The 15,820-nt window shown below is 41.4% G+C and carries 13 protein-coding genes and 1 tRNA gene; 7 read left to right on the top strand and 7 right to left on the bottom strand.

Annotated features, from left to right (window positions below; all coding sequences use genetic code 11):
• Nucleotides 1-113: 113 nt before the first annotated feature.
• Nucleotides 114-185: transfer RNA gene (locus DMB45_RS03790), tRNA-Arg, on the bottom strand.
• A gap of 363 nt (nt 186-548) precedes the next feature.
• Here DMB45_RS03790 and DMB45_RS03785 point away from each other — a divergent pair.
• From DMB45_RS03785 to DMB45_RS03770, 4 genes are all read left to right on the top strand, one after another.
• Nucleotides 549-1,769, top strand: a complete 1,221-nt coding sequence (locus tag DMB45_RS03785) for an aminotransferase-like domain-containing protein (protein ID WP_041503239.1) — start codon at nt 549-551, stop codon at nt 1,767-1,769.
• A 96-nt stretch (nt 1,770-1,865) separates the two neighbouring features.
• Entirely contained in the window at nt 1,866-2,318 is a 453-nt protein-coding gene (gene dtd / locus DMB45_RS03780; protein WP_041503238.1) for a D-aminoacyl-tRNA deacylase, read from the top strand.
• Between the two features lie 109 nt (nt 2,319-2,427).
• Nucleotides 2,428-2,757: a nucleotide pyrophosphohydrolase gene (locus DMB45_RS03775; RefSeq protein ID WP_041503237.1), complete on the top strand. Its 330-nt coding sequence runs from the start codon at nt 2,428-2,430 to the stop codon at nt 2,755-2,757.
• 49 nt (nt 2,758-2,806) lie between these two features.
• Complete coding sequence (locus tag DMB45_RS03770; protein WP_041503236.1) at nt 2,807-5,173, top strand: efflux RND transporter permease subunit; 2,367 nt, start codon at nt 2,807-2,809, stop codon at nt 5,171-5,173.
• 81 nt (nt 5,174-5,254) lie between these two features.
• Here DMB45_RS03770 and deoC read toward each other — a convergent pair whose 3' ends face one another.
• Complete coding sequence (deoC, locus tag DMB45_RS03765; RefSeq protein ID WP_052634612.1) at nt 5,255-6,115, bottom strand: deoxyribose-phosphate aldolase; 861 nt, start codon at nt 6,113-6,115, stop codon at nt 5,255-5,257.
• A gap of 228 nt (nt 6,116-6,343) precedes the next feature.
• On the opposite strand from deoC, the gene mutS reads away from it, so the two are divergent.
• Nucleotides 6,344-8,959 (top strand): DNA mismatch repair protein MutS, encoded by a 2,616-nt coding sequence (gene mutS / locus DMB45_RS03760; RefSeq protein WP_041503234.1) that lies wholly within the window; start codon nt 6,344-6,346, stop codon nt 8,957-8,959.
• Between the two features lie 54 nt (nt 8,960-9,013).
• Here the strand turns inward: mutS and DMB45_RS03755 are convergent, their stop codons facing one another.
• Entirely contained in the window at nt 9,014-9,817 is an 804-nt protein-coding gene (locus DMB45_RS03755; RefSeq protein WP_041503233.1) for a peptidylprolyl isomerase, read from the bottom strand.
• A gap of 111 nt (nt 9,818-9,928) precedes the next feature.
• Here DMB45_RS03755 and DMB45_RS03750 point away from each other — a divergent pair, with 111 nt between their 5' ends.
• Both DMB45_RS03750 and DMB45_RS03745 read left to right on the top strand, forming a co-directional pair.
• Nucleotides 9,929-10,336: an SPOR domain-containing protein gene (locus DMB45_RS03750; RefSeq protein WP_041503232.1), complete on the top strand. Its 408-nt coding sequence runs from the start codon at nt 9,929-9,931 to the stop codon at nt 10,334-10,336.
• 10 nt (nt 10,337-10,346) lie between these two features.
• Complete coding sequence (locus DMB45_RS03745; protein WP_041503231.1) at nt 10,347-10,808, top strand: SPOR domain-containing protein; 462 nt, start codon at nt 10,347-10,349, stop codon at nt 10,806-10,808.
• Here DMB45_RS03745 and DMB45_RS03740 read toward each other — a convergent pair.
• The 4 genes from DMB45_RS03740 to hemW form a co-directional block, all read right to left on the bottom strand.
• On the bottom strand, nt 10,805-11,404 hold the full coding sequence (locus DMB45_RS03740; protein WP_041503230.1) for a hypothetical protein: 600 nt from the start codon (nt 11,402-11,404) through the stop codon (nt 10,805-10,807). The genes DMB45_RS03745 and DMB45_RS03740 overlap by 4 nt on opposite strands.
• Nucleotides 11,405-11,422: 18 nt before the next feature.
• Nucleotides 11,423-12,913: an RNA polymerase factor sigma-54 gene (rpoN, locus tag DMB45_RS03735; RefSeq protein ID WP_041503229.1), complete on the bottom strand. Its 1,491-nt coding sequence runs from the start codon at nt 12,911-12,913 to the stop codon at nt 11,423-11,425.
• A gap of 59 nt (nt 12,914-12,972) precedes the next feature.
• The gene (gene asnS / locus DMB45_RS03730; RefSeq protein ID WP_041503228.1) at nt 12,973-14,421 is read right to left on the bottom strand and encodes an asparagine--tRNA ligase; all 1,449 of its coding nucleotides are present in this window, start codon (nt 14,419-14,421) and stop codon (nt 12,973-12,975) included.
• Between the two features lie 186 nt (nt 14,422-14,607).
• Entirely contained in the window at nt 14,608-15,726 is a 1,119-nt protein-coding gene (gene hemW, locus DMB45_RS03725) for a radical SAM family heme chaperone HemW (RefSeq protein ID WP_041503227.1), read from the bottom strand.
• Between the last annotated feature and the right edge of the window lie 94 nt (nt 15,727-15,820).

Genomic DNA, 15,820 nt, shown 5'->3' with positions numbered 1-15,820 from the left:
AGATTAGGTGATTAAGAGATTGGAGGGCGTCATTAAATCAGAGAATCATTAAAAATACCCCATCCTGCTAATTTACAACCTACAATTTAAAATTCACCATCAATAAGAAGTTGTGATCCCACCAAGAATCGAACTTGGATTTAAAGTTTAGGAAACTTCCGTTCTATCCGTTGAACTATGGGACCTTTACGGTTTGCAAAAGTAATTGAAAAAAATGGCAGTTCCAAATATTATTTAAACGGCAACAAACGGAAAAGAAAATTCACTATTATTTCATTGGTAACATCGGCAAGGGAATACGATCCCTTTTTAATCATCTTGTATTTTCTTTCGACAGGCTTTTAAATCCTTAAAAAACACGGTGTACGCGTCATCTATCATGATCACGGAAACAAAATTATTACTAAAAAAGTCTTTAAACATAAAAAATGAAAGCGGGAATACCAGCATTAATAAAAAATTGATACGAAAAATTTTATTTCAAAAAGTTATTATTAACTTCGCAACACAAATAGCATTAAGCGTCTATTCATTTAATTAAGATAAACATGGTTAGCGACTACAAAGAAATTTTATCAGACAGCGCCAAAGGGATGAAGCGCTCTGCAATCAGAGAGTTATTGAAATTGACTCAGAAACCGGAAATCATTTCATTTGCCGGAGGTCTTCCCGCGAAAGAATCCTTCCCATTAGAACAATTGCAAGAAATATGCGCAGAGGTAATCGCCACTGACGGAGCAGCGGCTTGCCAATACGGTTCTACCGAAGGAGTTCCCGAATTATTGGAGATTCTGGCCCAACGCTACCGGGAGCAAGGATTAAGTTATGTTACAAAAGAGAACATCACCATCATCACCTCTTCTCAACAAGGGCTGGATACTGTAGGTAAAATTTTCCTTAATCGGGGTGACAAATATATTTGCGAATTACCCTCCTACTTAGGGGCTCTCGGTGCTTTTAACTCTTATGGCGGGGTCGCTGTCGGAATTCCTCAGGACGAACAGGGAATGAGCGCCATCGAACTGGAGAAAACATTGGCCGACATGAAAGCCAAAGGCGAAAAACCCAAATTTATCTATTTGATCCCCGACTTCCAGAATCCTGCCGGAATGACCATGCCGGATGCCAGAAGAAAAGAGATCTTGGCTATCGCTAAAAAATACGAGATCTTAATTATTGAAGACAGTCCTTACCGGGAATTACGCTTTTCCGGCAAGCCACAACATATGTTATACGAATTAGATAACGGCGAAGGCAATGTCATCACGCTGGGAACTTTCTCTAAAATATTCATGCCGGGATTCCGTATGGGATGGGTATTGGCACACCCGACGATCATCGACAACTTCGTAAAGGCAAAACAAAGCACGGACCTTTGCACCTCTGCATTTTTACAGAAGATTACCGTGAAATTCTTCCAAAAGAACTATTTCGACGCCAACGTGAAAAAGATTGTCGAACTCTATCGCGGTAAATTGAATGCAATGATAGGAGCATTTGAAAAGTACATGCCGGAAGGTGTTAGCTGGACTCACCCGGAAGGAGGTCTTTTCTTGTTCTTAACCTTACCGGAGCAATACGATGCAGAAGATCTTTTCAAAATTGCAATCGAAAAAAACGTGGCATTCGTATTAGGTACCGTTTTCTTCTGTAACGGAAAAGGTAAAAACACCATGCGTATCAACTTCTCTTACATGAGCGAGGAACAAAATATCGAGGGAGTGAAGAGATTGGCCGAAGCGATCAAAGAGTTGTATGCAAAAAAATAAAACGATACACGATGAACTTTAAGCTAAAAGTTGGGGGAAACTCCGACTTTTAGTTTTTATAACAAATCCCTTGCGTGATTTTAAACCTTATTCATCATGAAAGTAGTCATTCAACGAGTTTCCCGCGCCAGCGTCACTATAAACCGACACCTCTTTTCAAGCATAAATAAAGGCATGTTGGTACTTGTCGGGATACAATCGGACGACTCGGAAGAGGATATCAATTGGTTAGTATCAAAAATCATCCATCTCCGCATCTTCGACGACGAAAACGGAGTAATGAATAAATCCATATTAGAAACCGGAGGAGAGATTTTAGCCGTGAGTCAATTCACCTTAATGGCCCGTACCAAAAAAGGAAATCGCCCTTCCTATATCGATGCGGCACCACCTTCCATTTCCATTCCCCTTTACGAACAATTTGTCTCCACATTGCAAAAAGAGATTAAAAATGAGATTAAAACCGGACAATTCGGTGCAGAAATGGAAGTAGAACTCCTCAACGACGGACCGGTAACCATCCTCATGGACAGTAAGAACAAGTTATAAAATAGCCGATCCTTAAACGCTGATTACTCCAACAGGAGATTTCAACGAATGAATAACATGGCTTTTTAAGAGCAACAAAAGGACGACGACGAATTTTAATTATTATAGTATGGACTTGACAGAATTACAAACGGCTGTTGATGCCTGGATCAAAACTTACGGGGTAAAATATTTCGGAGAACTCACCAATATGGCCATTCTGACAGAAGAAGTAGGAGAATTGGCAAGAGTCATGGCCAGGAAATACGGGGACCAATCTTTCAAAGAAGGAGAAAAAGATAATTTAGCCGATGAAATGGCCGACGTTCTCTGGGTTTTAGTATGTTTAGCCAATCAAACGGGGGTAGATTTAAATTCCGCCATAAGTAATAATTTTGCAAAAAAAACAGCAAGAGATGTGAATCGACATAAAAAAAATCCGAAACTGTTTAAAGATTAAATGCATTTATCCTACTTTTGCGACAATATATAAAATTAACATGTGAAATATGTGGATTAAGATTGCCGGAATTCTTCTTAGAAACCGGATAGGTTTTATTATTGCCATTTCGATTATTACCCTCTTTCTGGCCTCTCAAATCAGAAAGGTAGAAATGTCATATGAATACGCCAATCTTCTCCCATCAACAGACAGTGCTTTTCTCGATTACATCGATTTCCATGAAAAATTCGGTCAAGAGGGGAATGTCATGGTTTTTGCCATTCAGGACACCTCCTTTTACGAAGTGAACAAACTCAACGATTGGATACAAATGTGCGATAGCTTAAAAACTTTACGCGGAGTTATCGCCTTAGTGGACATCACTCACTCTTTCAATCTCTGTAAAGATACGGCCAATCGCAGATTCGACATAAAACCCATATTTCCACATCACATCAAAAACCAGCGGGAAGCCGATAGTTTGTCTCAAATCGTGGAGAACCTCCCTTTTTACGACGGAACACTTTTTAACAAGAAAAAAGCGATTTACGGCATGATGGTTTCCGTTTCGGCTGATGTCATGAACTCTCCGGCACGCGTAGGACTGGTCAAGGATATCTTAAAAATCACGGAAGCATTTTCTGCCAAACACGAGCTTAAAATGCATTATTCCGGCTTACCCTACATTCGGGTCGTAAATGCCGAAAATATCAAGGGAGAGATGTATATGTTCATTATTCTCTCCCTGCTGATCTCGACTTTTATCCTTTACCTCTTCTTCCGCTCTTTCCGAATCATCGGGTTTTGTTTATTAATCGTTCTTACATGCGTTTGCTGGACCGTAGGTGTCATGGCTATGCTCGGAATTAAAATCACGCTTTTAACGGCTATGTTACCCCCATTATTAATCGTGATCTGTATTCCCAACATGGTCTTCATGATTAATAAATTTCACGCCGAATACGATCGCCACGGGAACAAGATCAAGGCTTTACAGAGAATGATTCAAAAGATAGGAAACGCCTCTTTCCTTAGTAACCTGACTACAGCTGCCGGTTTTGCCACATTTATCGTTACCTCCAGTCAGATTCTCGTTGAATTCGGTATCACCGCTTCCATCGGCATCAGCTTTGTCTATTTGGTTTGCCTAATCATGATTCCCTGCGTATTTAGCTTTCTGCCGTCTCCGGACAGCAAGCAAATCAAGCATCTACATAATAAATTTGTAAACGACACCTTAAATAAGGTTATTGAAATTATTATTAATCACCGGAATAAAGTTTATATTACTGCTTCCATTATAGTCGTTTTAGGGTTTATCGGTATCTCTTTGATGAAATCTACAGGGTACATGGTTGACGATCTGAAAGAGAGCGACCCGATCCGACAGGATCTCATGTTTTTCGAGGATAATTTCGACGGTTTAATGCCTTTGGAAATCACGATTGATTTCAAAAAACCGAATCAAGTCATCAAGTTATCCAACTTGGAGAAATTAGATTTATTAGCCCAAGAACTCTCCCAAGACGAAGACATTTCAAAACCCATTTCCATCGTTGAGGTGATTAAATTTGCCAATCAGGCTTTTTACAACGGGAAACCGGCCTATTACAAATTGCCGAGCAATCAAACGAAAAATTTTATTTTAAAATACGCTTCCCAATCCGCAGGAAGTATCGGGGGAAAAGCAAATTCATTTGTTGACTCCACCCTAAGAAATGTCCGGATGAGCTACCGTATAAAGGATATCGGTACTAAAAAAATGCAGGAAAAAGAGAATAAATTATACGGGATCATCGGAAAATATTTCCCCGGAGACCGAAATGTTGTAAAGGTAACCGGATCAAGTATCATCTTTTTTAAAGGGACCCAGTATTTAGTCACCAATCTATTCACGTCCCTGCTATTAGCCATTATCCTTATCGCCATTTTCATGGCATGGATGTTCCGGAGTAAACGCATGGTTATCGTTGCCCTCCTGCCAAACCTCATCCCGCAAATTATTACAGCCGCCATTATGGGATACTGTGGAATCCCGATCAAAGCATCGACCATATTAGTATTCAGTATTGCTTTTGGCATTTCAGTCGACGGGACCATTCACTATTTAGCAAAATACAGGCAAGAGTTACAAGGGACAAACTGGAGTATTCGGTCGTCTGCCGTTCTGGCGTTGAAAGAGACAGGGCAAAGCATGATTTACAATGCCATTATCCTTTTCTTCGGTTTCGGAATCTTTGCATTGTCGGACTTCGGCGGAACCGTTGCTTTAGGCATCCTCGTTTCCATTACCCTATTGGCAGCGATGCTTTCCAACCTCATTATATTACCCTCGCTTTTGTTAACCTTGGATAAGCATACGACAAACAAGACTTTTAAAGAACCGGTCATTCAAATTTTCGATGAAGAAGACGAAAGGGAGAAACACAGATAAATATATTCGTGGTCCCTTATCTCAACAACCGTTATCCCTAACGGATTTTTAATAAAAAAACCGGCTTATGCCGGTCTTTCATTATTTCTTCATCTCTTTCAAGATATCATCCATTAACTGGGATGTCCCGATTCGAAAATAGCGAGGAGTCACCCATTCTTTTCCCAAAACATGGTTGACGATGGTTAGGTAACGAATGGCATTTTGTACTTTGGAAACACCTCCTGCCACTTTTATTCCCACCATTTTACCCGTTTGGGCATGATACTGACGGACGGCTTCACACATCACATAAACAGATTCGGGAGTAGCATTCACAGGCACTTTTCCCGTGGATGTTTTCACAAAATCCGCTCCCGCGTATGCACTGATCAACGCGGCATTAAATATGCTCTCGATATCCTTCAGCTCCCCGGTTTCCAATATCACTTTCAATAAAACGCCTTTACAAGCTTCCCGGATAGCTGCAAGCTCCTCGTATACCCTCTCGTAATTTCTCTCCAGGATATCCCCCACGGAGATAACCACATCGATTTCATCCGCCCCGGCGGCAACGGCCGCTTTACATTCTGCAATTTTTACTTCCATAAAAGATTGAGAAGAGGGAAAACAAGCTCCCACGACAGTCGTTTTAATGGATGTTTCACTCAATCCGTTTTTTACAATCGAAGCATATTTCGGGAATACACATACCGAAGCGACCTCAGGCAAGGCATTCTTCTTGATTTTCTTAAGCAGTTCCGCAACAAATTCCGTCACGGACCTATCCGTATCTGTCACCTTCAATGTCGTATAATCCATACAGGTTATACATAGCTCGAAGTTCTCCGGACAGTAGGCCAAAGCAATCTCTTTCTCGATAACTCCATCCAACTCGAACTCTATCCGATCTTCTAAATTCGAAAAATTATAAGTAGCTAATATTCCCGATATATTTTCCATAAACATTCAATTTATTTCCTCCATAAAGCAACTGGAAATATCTATACGCAATTTCCTCGTGTCAAGTTTATTCTTCCCTAATTTTTATTAACAAACTTATGCTTGCTTGTTTTCAGTTCGACAAAATTACATAATACTTCCGAGATTTTTAAACAAATATCATGCAAAATATTTATTTTTGGGATGCGTAAACACTCGCACGAGCTATAAATTCATAAGCAAAACTAAATGGCTACAAAATCAGAAATACAAACACCTTTGATGCAACAATACTATGCAGCTAAGGCTCAATATCCTGATGCACTACTTCTTTACAGAATGGGAGATTTCTATGAGACCTTCGGGGAAGATGCCATCACTACCTCAAAGATTTTAGGGATTACCCTCACAAAGCGATCTCACGGCTCCCCCGGAGACGTAGAGCTTGCCGGTTTCCCCTATCATGCCATAGATACCTATCTTCCTAAATTAGTCCGTGCCGGTCAGAGAGTAGCCATCTGTGAACAATTGGAAGATCCCAAGAAAACCAAGAAGTTAGTCAAACGGGGAGTCATAGAATTAGTAACTCCCGGTGTTTCGTACAACGAAAATACCATTGACAATAAAAATAACGTATTTCTGGCCTCCGTCTATTTTACCAAAAGCAAAGCCGGAATCTCGTTATTGGATCTTTCCACGGGCGAATTTTTAACGACGGAAGGAACTCCTTCCACGGTAGACAAATTATTGAATAGTTTTCAACCCAAGGAGGTGTTATATCCTAAAGGCTCTGAAGCCTTATTCCATGAACTTTTCGGAAATAAATACTATACTTACCCGGTAGAAGCCTGGTTTTTCGAACCGGACTCTTCGGAAGATCGGCTGAAGAAACATTTCGACGTCTCTTCTCTGAAAGGTTTTGGAATTGATAAGTTAGAATGCGGTATCGCCGCTTCCGGGGCCATTCTCTATTATTTAGACATGACCAAGCACGAGCTGGTAGGGCATATCACCTCTATTGGACGAATCGATGAATCCACTTGTGTATTATTAGACCGCTTCACGCTACGAAACCTGGAAATATTGGAATCGCTCCACGAAGGAGGTTGTTCGTTAACCGATATTATTGACAGAACAATTACTCCCATGGGCAGCCGGATGCTTCGCCGTTGGATTTGCATGCCGTTGAAATCTCCGGAAGAGATCAACCAACGGTTGGATATCGTAGAAAGTTTCATTCAACACGAAACCGAACGTCTCGAGCTGGAACAACTATTACGGATCATCGGGGATTTGGAACGGTTAGCTTCTAAAATTGCCGTATGCCGGATCTCGCCGCGAGAGATGGTACAATTGAAAGTAGCTTTGCAAACGTTGATTCCGCTAAAAAAACATTGCCGGAACATCAACAATCCCCAATTAACCCAATGGATCGAGCAATTAAACGAATGCGAGGCTCTTCATCAAAAGATAGCGCAACAAATACAGGAAGAAGCACCCGCTCAGCTGAACAAGGGAAATGTCATTGCCCCCGGGGTTAACGCGGAGTTAGACGAGTTGAGAGAAATTTCCTCCCATGGAAAAGAACTCCTGCTTCAAATGCAACAACGGGAAATAGAAAAAACCGGTATCCCTTCATTAAAAATAGGTTTTAATAATGTATACGGCTATTACATCGAGGTGACTAAAACTCACAACAGTAAAGCCCCCGATACATGGATCAGGAAGCAGACATTAGTGAATGCAGAACGCTACATCACACCCGAATTAAAGGAGTATGAAGAAAAGATCTTAGGAGCAGAAGATCGTATTCAGGAGTTGGAGAGTACGATTTACAACGAATTGTTACTCGTTGCCTCATCCTATATCAAAGCCATACAAACTAATGCCCATATCATTTCCCGGATCGATGCTTTAATTTCGTTTTCTAACGTATCCATCACGAACCAATACCACCGTCCTGAAATCAATGAATCCTATTCCATCGATATAAAAGCCGGGCGTCATCCGGTCATCGAAAAGCAGCTTCCTCCCGGAGAAAGCTATATCCACAACGATTTGTTTTTAGATAACGAAAAACAACAAATCATTATTATCACGGGACCTAACATGGCCGGAAAATCGGCTTTATTACGTCAGACAGCACTTATCGTCATTATGGCACAAGCCGGTTGTTTCGTTCCGGCAACCTCCGCATCAATCGGGTATGTCGATAAGGTTTTCACAAGAGTCGGGGCCTCAGACAACATCTCCTTGGGAGAATCTACTTTCATGGTAGAAATGAACGAAGCCGCCAATATATTAAACAATATATCCGATCGGAGCCTCGTTTTGTTCGACGAGTTGGGAAGAGGGACCTCTACTTACGACGGAATCTCCATTGCCTGGGCCATCGTGGAATTTTTACACGAGCATGTCAAATACCGTACGAAGACTCTGTTTGCCACCCATTATCACGAATTGAACGAAATGGAACGTTCGTTCCCGAAAATCAAAAACTACAATGTTTCGGTAAAGGAAGTGAATAATAAAATTGTCTTTTTGCGTAAATTGGTAAAAGGAGGTTCAAATCACTCTTTCGGAATCCAAGTCGCTAAAATGGCAGGATTGCCGCAATCCGTCATATTACGGGCTTCTGAGATTCTGAAACAGCTGGAAAACGACAAGAACAAAAGCGGGACCTTACAAAAAAACGTGAGTCGGATTGCCAATGAAAGGGAAGGGGTCCAGCTCAGCTTTTTCCAATTGGAAGATCCCGTTCTTCTCCAAATTAGAGACGAAATCGCCGGGTTGGACATCAACGGTCTAACCCCACTTGAGGCTTTGAATAAGCTAAACGAGATTAAAAAGATCACCGGAATCTAAAACCGTTTAAGTTACAAATTGACGATTGGCCTCTGCAATCGTCAATTCAAACGGTCATTTAATAATTTCCATGTGCAGGATTACGACGTTTTCCAAAGGACGATCGTTGGCATCGGTTTGTACGGCTGCTATTTTATCCATAACCTCCATCCCTTCGACTATCTCCCCGAATACGGTATATTGACCATCCAAATGAGGAGTTCCTCCCACCGTCGTATAAATCTTTTTCTGCTCCGGAGTTAACACCAACTCTTCTTGAACAAAAAGGCTGTCACAGGCATGAGCTATCTCTTCCGTCAACCGATCCATTCCCTCCTGATCTTCGGCTTTTTGCAAGCGAGCATATTCGGCTTCATAACCCGATTTGATACGGTTATACAAAGCGATCTTCCGGCGTTCATTAATCCGCTTAACCGTGTTATCCAGCTTCTCCGGCGAATAAACGACACCCTGCACCATATAGAAATGCGAGCCGCTGGACTTTCGCTGAGGATTCACCTCATCTCCCTCCCGGGCTGCCGCAAGTACACCTCTTTTATGAAAGTAACGAGGTTGAAACTCCGCATCGATGGTGTACCCATTATCACCTTCTCCCAATAAAGTTCCCGATGCCGCTGTTTTCGATTCCGGGTCTCCAGCCTGTATCATAAAATTTTGAATAACACGATGAAATAAAACGCTATCATAAAATTGTTCCTTCACTAACTTCAAAAAATTATCCCGATGCTTAGGCGTCTCGTTATATAACTTAACTTTTATATCTCCCATCGTCGTAGACATACTCACTATTTGTTCTTTCTGATTACTACAAGAGATACCGCTGCAGAATAAGAGTATCAATAAAAAAAATTTATTCATAAACCTGATTTTAAAATTAAAACGAATAATTTCATCGACAAAAATAGAGGAATTTGTTTTATTTACAATATTTTTGTGTTCATCTTGGCTAACTTATAAAAAAAGACGATCATGAAAACTGTTTTAATTTTTACAACCGCTTTAATATTTGTTTTCTTTTCAGCTTGCAAAGAAAAACAAGCTCCGAAAAAAGAGACTCCCGTACAAGTCGTTAAAACGGAAAACACGACTCCGCCCGAGGTTGAGGCAGAAAAAACGAAAGAGGTAAAACCGGTAGTAAAAGAGAAAAAAAACTACTTCCTGGTTGCCGGCTGTTTTGAATATAAAAGCAACGCGGATAAACTGTGTCAAAGACTCCAAAAAGAAGGTTTCTCCGAAGCGGAAGTACTGAACTATTTTGAGAATCTCTATTTAGTCGTTTACGAGGGGTATGCTCAAAAAACGGATGCGCTCGTAGCCTTGAAGAATATACAAAAAGAGGCCAGTAAGCAAAAAACCTGGTTGTACCACGCCAAATAAGTAAAGAAGAATGATGAAAATCTTATTATTTCTGGCAATACTCTTTCTATTCGGTCATTGCCAGCATAATAAATTAGACTCCAAAAAATTGACGACGGCAAGTGTCACGAGAGATCTGACTGCCGTTTTAAAAGACAGTATAGTTACGCCGAAAGAGGACACGACGGCCATACGGCAAGAGCAAAAAACCGAACCCTTACAAACGGAAAGCCCATCGCGAAAAGATCGCATTGTCACTTCTCCTACGGAAAGCTATTACGTTATCGTAGCCAGTTATCCAGAACTATCATCCGCCGAAAAAAGATTGAATCGTCTGGTAGAACAAGGATACACGGAATCACGGATTATTACCAAAAATAATCGCTTCCGCGTGAGTGTCGCCCGGTATAGAGATAAAGAAGAGGCTATTCGTGAAACAAATGATTGGAAAAAACGTCTCGACCGGGATGATCTTTGGGTGATCCGGTATTAATAAAGCACGACAACGATAAAGGTAGCTCCGTATAAAAATCCGAAGTACACTTGGGCGGGTGTATGACATTTCAAATACAGCCTGCAACTACCGAGAACTCCAGATAACAGGATCAGGAAGGATAGCGTATACATTACATCCCCAAAATATTTTGTTCCCAAGATAAAAACGAAACCGCATAGAGCCCCTATCGCCATCATATGTATACTCATTTTCCAACAGATCGTGACAAACAGGAAACCGGACAATAAAATGATGATAAGCAGGTAAAACTGACGTACGATATGGGCATAAGGGAACTCCCGAAGCAAATAGACGACGACAAAAAAACAGACGATCGTTATTAGAATCGGGAAAATACGTTCCTGCTTGTTCCACATGGCATAGCTATCTATTAATCGCAAATATTTTAACAAAGGCAAACACGCCAGAGGAATAAAAACAGGACCGGTAATCGTTAGCAAATAGGCCGTATATTGAGTCTGCAAAGGAATAAAAGAAAAAATAGTTCCCGAATGGAAGATAATAAACAAGGCATACAAAGGGATTACAACGGGATGTACCAATAAAGACACAAGAAAAGCGACATTCTTCATAACACACACACTGTTAAGTTATACTTCCCGTCTTAAACGTGCAACCGGAATATCCAATAGCTGCCTGTACTTGGCAACCGTACGCCTGGCTATTTGATATCCCTTCTTATTCATTAATTCAACCAACTCGTCATCCGTAAACGGTTTACGTTTGTTTTCCTGGTCTACAATCTCCTTCAATACGTTTTTAATCTCTCCGGTACTCACCTCTTCCCCGCTATTGGTAGGCATACTCCCCGAAAAGAATTGTTTTAACGAATATATTCCAAACCATGTTTGTACATACTTCGAATTGGAAACCCTGGAAATGGTCGAAACATCTAATCCCGTAATATCTGCAATATCCCGCAAAATCATAGGTTTCAAGCGACTTTCATCACCGGTCAAAAAGAATTGTTTCTGAAATTGAACAATAGCAGTCATTGTTAGCATGAGGGTATTATTACGCTGCTCTACGGCATCGATAAACGAACGAGCCGAATTCAATTTATACTTCACAAAAGAAACCACATCTTTTTTTTCTTTCGAAGTAGCACTTTTCTGATATTTCTCCAATAGATTCAGATAAGACTTGTTTAATCTCAATTCCGGAACATCTCCAGAATTAAGGCTCAGCTGCAACTCACCATCTACAATATCCAAATTAAAATCCGGAATAATTTTTTCAGAACCGGAATTAACCGAATCCGACACCTGTCCTCCCGGCTTAGGATTCAACTTTAAAATCTCATCGATAGCCTCTCTCAACTCTTTATCCGAAAGCCGCATACGTTTGGTAATCTTTTCATAATGTTTTTTGGAAAACTCCTCAAAGAAATTTTCCAAAATCATCTGTGCATGACGTAACGAGGGAGTCGGATTCCCTGCCAAACGTCGTTTTATTTGCAGCAATAAACACTCCCGTAAATCTCGTGCCCCTACTCCTGCCGGTTCAAACTCCTGCACGATATGCAATAGACGTAGCACTTTTTCTTCATCAATCTCTATCCCGGCACCAAAGGCCAAATCATCCACGATATTTTCAATATCCCGTCGCAAATAACCATCCTCATCCATATTGCCGATGATGTATTCCGCAATCTTACGATCCATCTCGCTCAATGGCTTTACCCCCAGTTGAGCGATTAAGTTCTCTCGAAAAGAGATTCCTCCGGACAACACAAAATCCCGTCCGTCATCGTCTTTGGAAACATTGGAAGCAGACAGCTTATAATCGGGAATGTCATCATCGTCACTCAGGTAATCATCCAAAGAAAATTCATCCTCGACCGTATCGTGATCTTCCTCCTCCTCGGAAGCCTGATCATACTCCTCTTCGCTCTCTTCCCTATACTCCTCCTCGTGCTCCTGTTGCTCTTCTTCCCCCAGATCCAACAAGGGATTCGATTCCAATTCCTCCTTTATTCTTTGCTCCAATTGGTAAGTGGGAAGCTCCAGCAGTTTTATCAACTGAATCTGCAACGGATTTATTTTCAATCCCAATTTTTGTTGTAAATTCTGCTTTAGCATCTCTCTTCATCGTTGTTGTAATGAAAGAGATTCAAATAACGATTGAATCTCTTCCTGTATTAAAATTCTGCACTTTTCGGTGTCCGCGGGAAGGGTATCACGTCACGAATATTTCCCATTCCGGTCACAAAAAGTAATAGACGTTCGAATCCCAAGCCAAATCCGCTATGAACGGCAGAACCAAAGCGACGGGTATCCAGATACCAGCTCATACTTTCCACGGGAATCCCCACCTCTTTCATTCTTGTCACCAATTTATCGTAATCTTCTTCCCGTTGGGACCCACCAATAATCTCTCCGATCTGCGGGAAAAGCACATCCATTGCCGCCACGGTTTTTCCATCCGGGTTCTGCTTCATATAAAAAGCCTTTATCTCCTTCGGGTAGCCTGTCAAAATAACCGGACGTTTGAAGTGCTTCTCAACCAAATAACGTTCGTGTTCGCTTTGTAGATCCACTCCCCACCCCGTTATCGGGTATTGGAATTTACCACTCTTGTTTTGCTTGCTATTTTTCAAAATATCAATGGCTTCCGTATAAGTAACCCGTTCGAAATCATGATTCAGTACGAATTGCAATTTTTCAATCAACTCCATGGAACGATCCTCCGCTTTCTTGTCTTTCTCCTCGTCCTGAAGACGCTTACTCAAGAACCGAAGATCATCCATACAATGTTCCAAAGCGTAACGAATCAAATATTTTAAGAAATCTTCCGCCAGATCCATGTTATCTTTCAAATCATAGAAAGCAGCCTCCGGCTCGACCATCCAGAACTCTGCCAGATGACGAGTCGTATTGGAGTTTTCAGCACGAAACGTCGGTCCGAACGTGTATATTTTCCCCAAAGCCATAGCTCCCAATTCTCCCTCTAACTGCCCACTTACGGTTAAATTTGTCGATTTACCGAAAAAATCCTGTTTAAAATCGACCTCGCCCCCTTCGGTCAAAGGCGGGTTCTTCGGATCGAGGGTCGTTACCCGGAACATTTCACCAGCACCTTCACAATCTGATGCGGTAATCAAAGGCGTATGTAAATAATAAAAGCCATGATTATTAAAATATTGATGTATCGCAAAAGCCATAGCATGGCGAATGCGAAAAACAGCACCGAAAATATTGGTCCGGAAGCGCAAATGAGCAACCTCTCGCAAAAACTCCAACGAATGCTTTTTGGGTTGAATCGGAAATTTATCCGGATCCGCTTCTCCCAAAACAACTATCTCCTTTGCCTGTATTTCGTAAGATTGACCGCTTCCGGTACTCTCTACCAGCATTCCTTTTACATGAATAGCGGCTCCCGTTGTCACTTTTTTCACTAACTCCTCCGGGAAATTATTCATTTCCACGACAATCTGTATATTATTTATCGTAGAGCCGTCATTCAAGGCTATAAAATTAACCTGTTTATTACCGCGTTTGGTTCTAACCCAACCACTTACCTCGACTTCTTTGTCACAATCTTCAGACTGTAACAGCTCTTTGATTAATCGTTTTTTTGTGTCCATCATCTTACATTTACACCATTATCATTTTATCTACACCATGTTCCACCCGAAACACGGATGGGCAAAAATAATAAATTAAGCATCAATTCACAAATAGATACCTCTTAGATTCATATCCTAAAAAGTTCCGTCTCCAAACCCGTTATAAGTTTATAATATTCTCCACGAAAAGAAGGAATTTTTCTCGTTTCAAATAAACAGCTCGCTAAAAATTCCGTCAGAGACCAGCCATCCCCGGGGAGACAACCGAATTATATTATTCTCTATCTCTAAAAGTCCGCTTTCCCTCCAAACAGGTAACTTGTGTTTTACCCGGTTCCAATAAACGGCGTACTCTCGTTCAAGCCGCTTTATGTCCAACCCCCACATCGTACGCAAACGCGTCATTATACATTCATTATACTTGTCCCTATCGCTTAACTCTTCCCGCTCGAAATATAACCGATTTTCCTGCAAAGCATCCATATATTTTTTCAAATGAGCCACATTCCATTGCCTGGAATCCCCGTCATAAGAGTGGGCCGCCGCCCCCAATCCGAGGTAAGGACGTTGCATCCAGTAAGAAGTATTGTGTTTCGAATATCTACGTTCTTTAGCAAAATTAGATATTTCGTAATGCTCGAAACCGATATGCTTCAAGTAATCGGAAACCAAAAGATACTGTTCGGCCAAGCAGTCATCATCCAAAGGAACAAATTTTCCGCGGGCCGCCAAGCGTTCGAAAACGGTATTGGAGTCGATACTCAACAGGTAAACCGAAACATGGGAAACCGGCAGATTTTCAAGTATTTTCAGATGATGCTCCACATCCGAAGAGGTACTTCCGGGCAGACCGATAATCAAATCAATTCCGATATTTTCAAATCCGCAATCAGCAGCCCGGCACACCGCCTCTTCCGCCCGGCGAGCCGAGTGAGTCCGGTTGATCTGTTTCAGAACCTTATCGTCGAAAGACTGTACACCTATACTTAGACGATTAAACCCCACCTCTTTCCAAAACCTCAGCTTTTCAACAGTAACATCTTCGGGATTAGCCTCCAATGTACGCTCGGAATCGGGAGAAAACGTCCAACAGGACTCTACCTCCCTCACGATTCTCTCCAATTCATTCACCTCTAAATAAGAGGGAGTACCCCCACCGAAGTAAAGCGTATCCGCCTGCCGAGACGGCAAATACTCCCTTCGTAATTCAACCTCCCGGCACAATGCCCGGACATACTCCTCTTTCCGTTGCAGGGAAGCCACGGAGTAGAAACCACAATAAAAACATTTACTTCGGCAAAAAGGTATATGCACGTATATTCCCATGAACGAAACTTTATTAAGCGACAAATTTAACAACAATTATCGCGTATCTCTCACATTGAATTATGAATTGTTTGCTACATTTGTAAAATTCAGC

Origin of the sequence: Sanguibacteroides justesenii, from assembly GCF_003204205.1 — a bacterium.
Lineage (GTDB): Bacteria > Bacteroidota > Bacteroidia > Bacteroidales > Marinifilaceae > Gabonibacter > Gabonibacter massiliensis.
The sequence above is the reverse complement of the archived record's forward strand: the minus strand, read 5'-3'. Positions and strand labels throughout refer to the sequence as shown.

Bases quoted from the DNA above. Each gene is read 5' to 3' on its own strand.
- DMB45_RS03785 (WP_041503239.1), top strand. From the start codon at position 549: ATGGTTAGCGACTACAAAGAAATTTTATCAGACAGCGCCAAAGGGATG.
- dtd (WP_041503238.1), top strand. From the start codon at position 1,866: ATGAAAGTAGTCATTCAACGAGTTTCCCGCGCCAGCGTCACTATAAAC.
- DMB45_RS03775 (WP_041503237.1), top strand. From the start codon at position 2,428: ATGGACTTGACAGAATTACAAACGGCTGTTGATGCCTGGATCAAAACT.
- DMB45_RS03770 (WP_041503236.1), top strand. From the start codon at position 2,807: ATGTGGATTAAGATTGCCGGAATTCTTCTTAGAAACCGGATAGGTTTT.
- deoC (WP_052634612.1), bottom strand. From the start codon at position 6,115: ATGGAAAATATATCGGGAATATTAGCTACTTATAATTTTTCGAATTTA.
- mutS (WP_041503234.1), top strand. From the start codon at position 6,344: ATGGCTACAAAATCAGAAATACAAACACCTTTGATGCAACAATACTAT.
- DMB45_RS03755 (WP_041503233.1), bottom strand. From the start codon at position 9,817: ATGAATAAATTTTTTTTATTGATACTCTTATTCTGCAGCGGTATCTCT.
- DMB45_RS03750 (WP_041503232.1), top strand. From the start codon at position 9,929: ATGAAAACTGTTTTAATTTTTACAACCGCTTTAATATTTGTTTTCTTT.
- DMB45_RS03745 (WP_041503231.1), top strand. From the start codon at position 10,347: ATGATGAAAATCTTATTATTTCTGGCAATACTCTTTCTATTCGGTCAT.
- DMB45_RS03740 (WP_041503230.1), bottom strand. From the start codon at position 11,404: ATGAAGAATGTCGCTTTTCTTGTGTCTTTATTGGTACATCCCGTTGTA.
- rpoN (WP_041503229.1), bottom strand. From the start codon at position 12,913: ATGCTAAAGCAGAATTTACAACAAAAATTGGGATTGAAAATAAATCCG.
- asnS (WP_041503228.1), bottom strand. From the start codon at position 14,421: ATGATGGACACAAAAAAACGATTAATCAAAGAGCTGTTACAGTCTGAA.
- hemW (WP_041503227.1), bottom strand. From the start codon at position 15,726: ATGGGAATATACGTGCATATACCTTTTTGCCGAAGTAAATGTTTTTAT.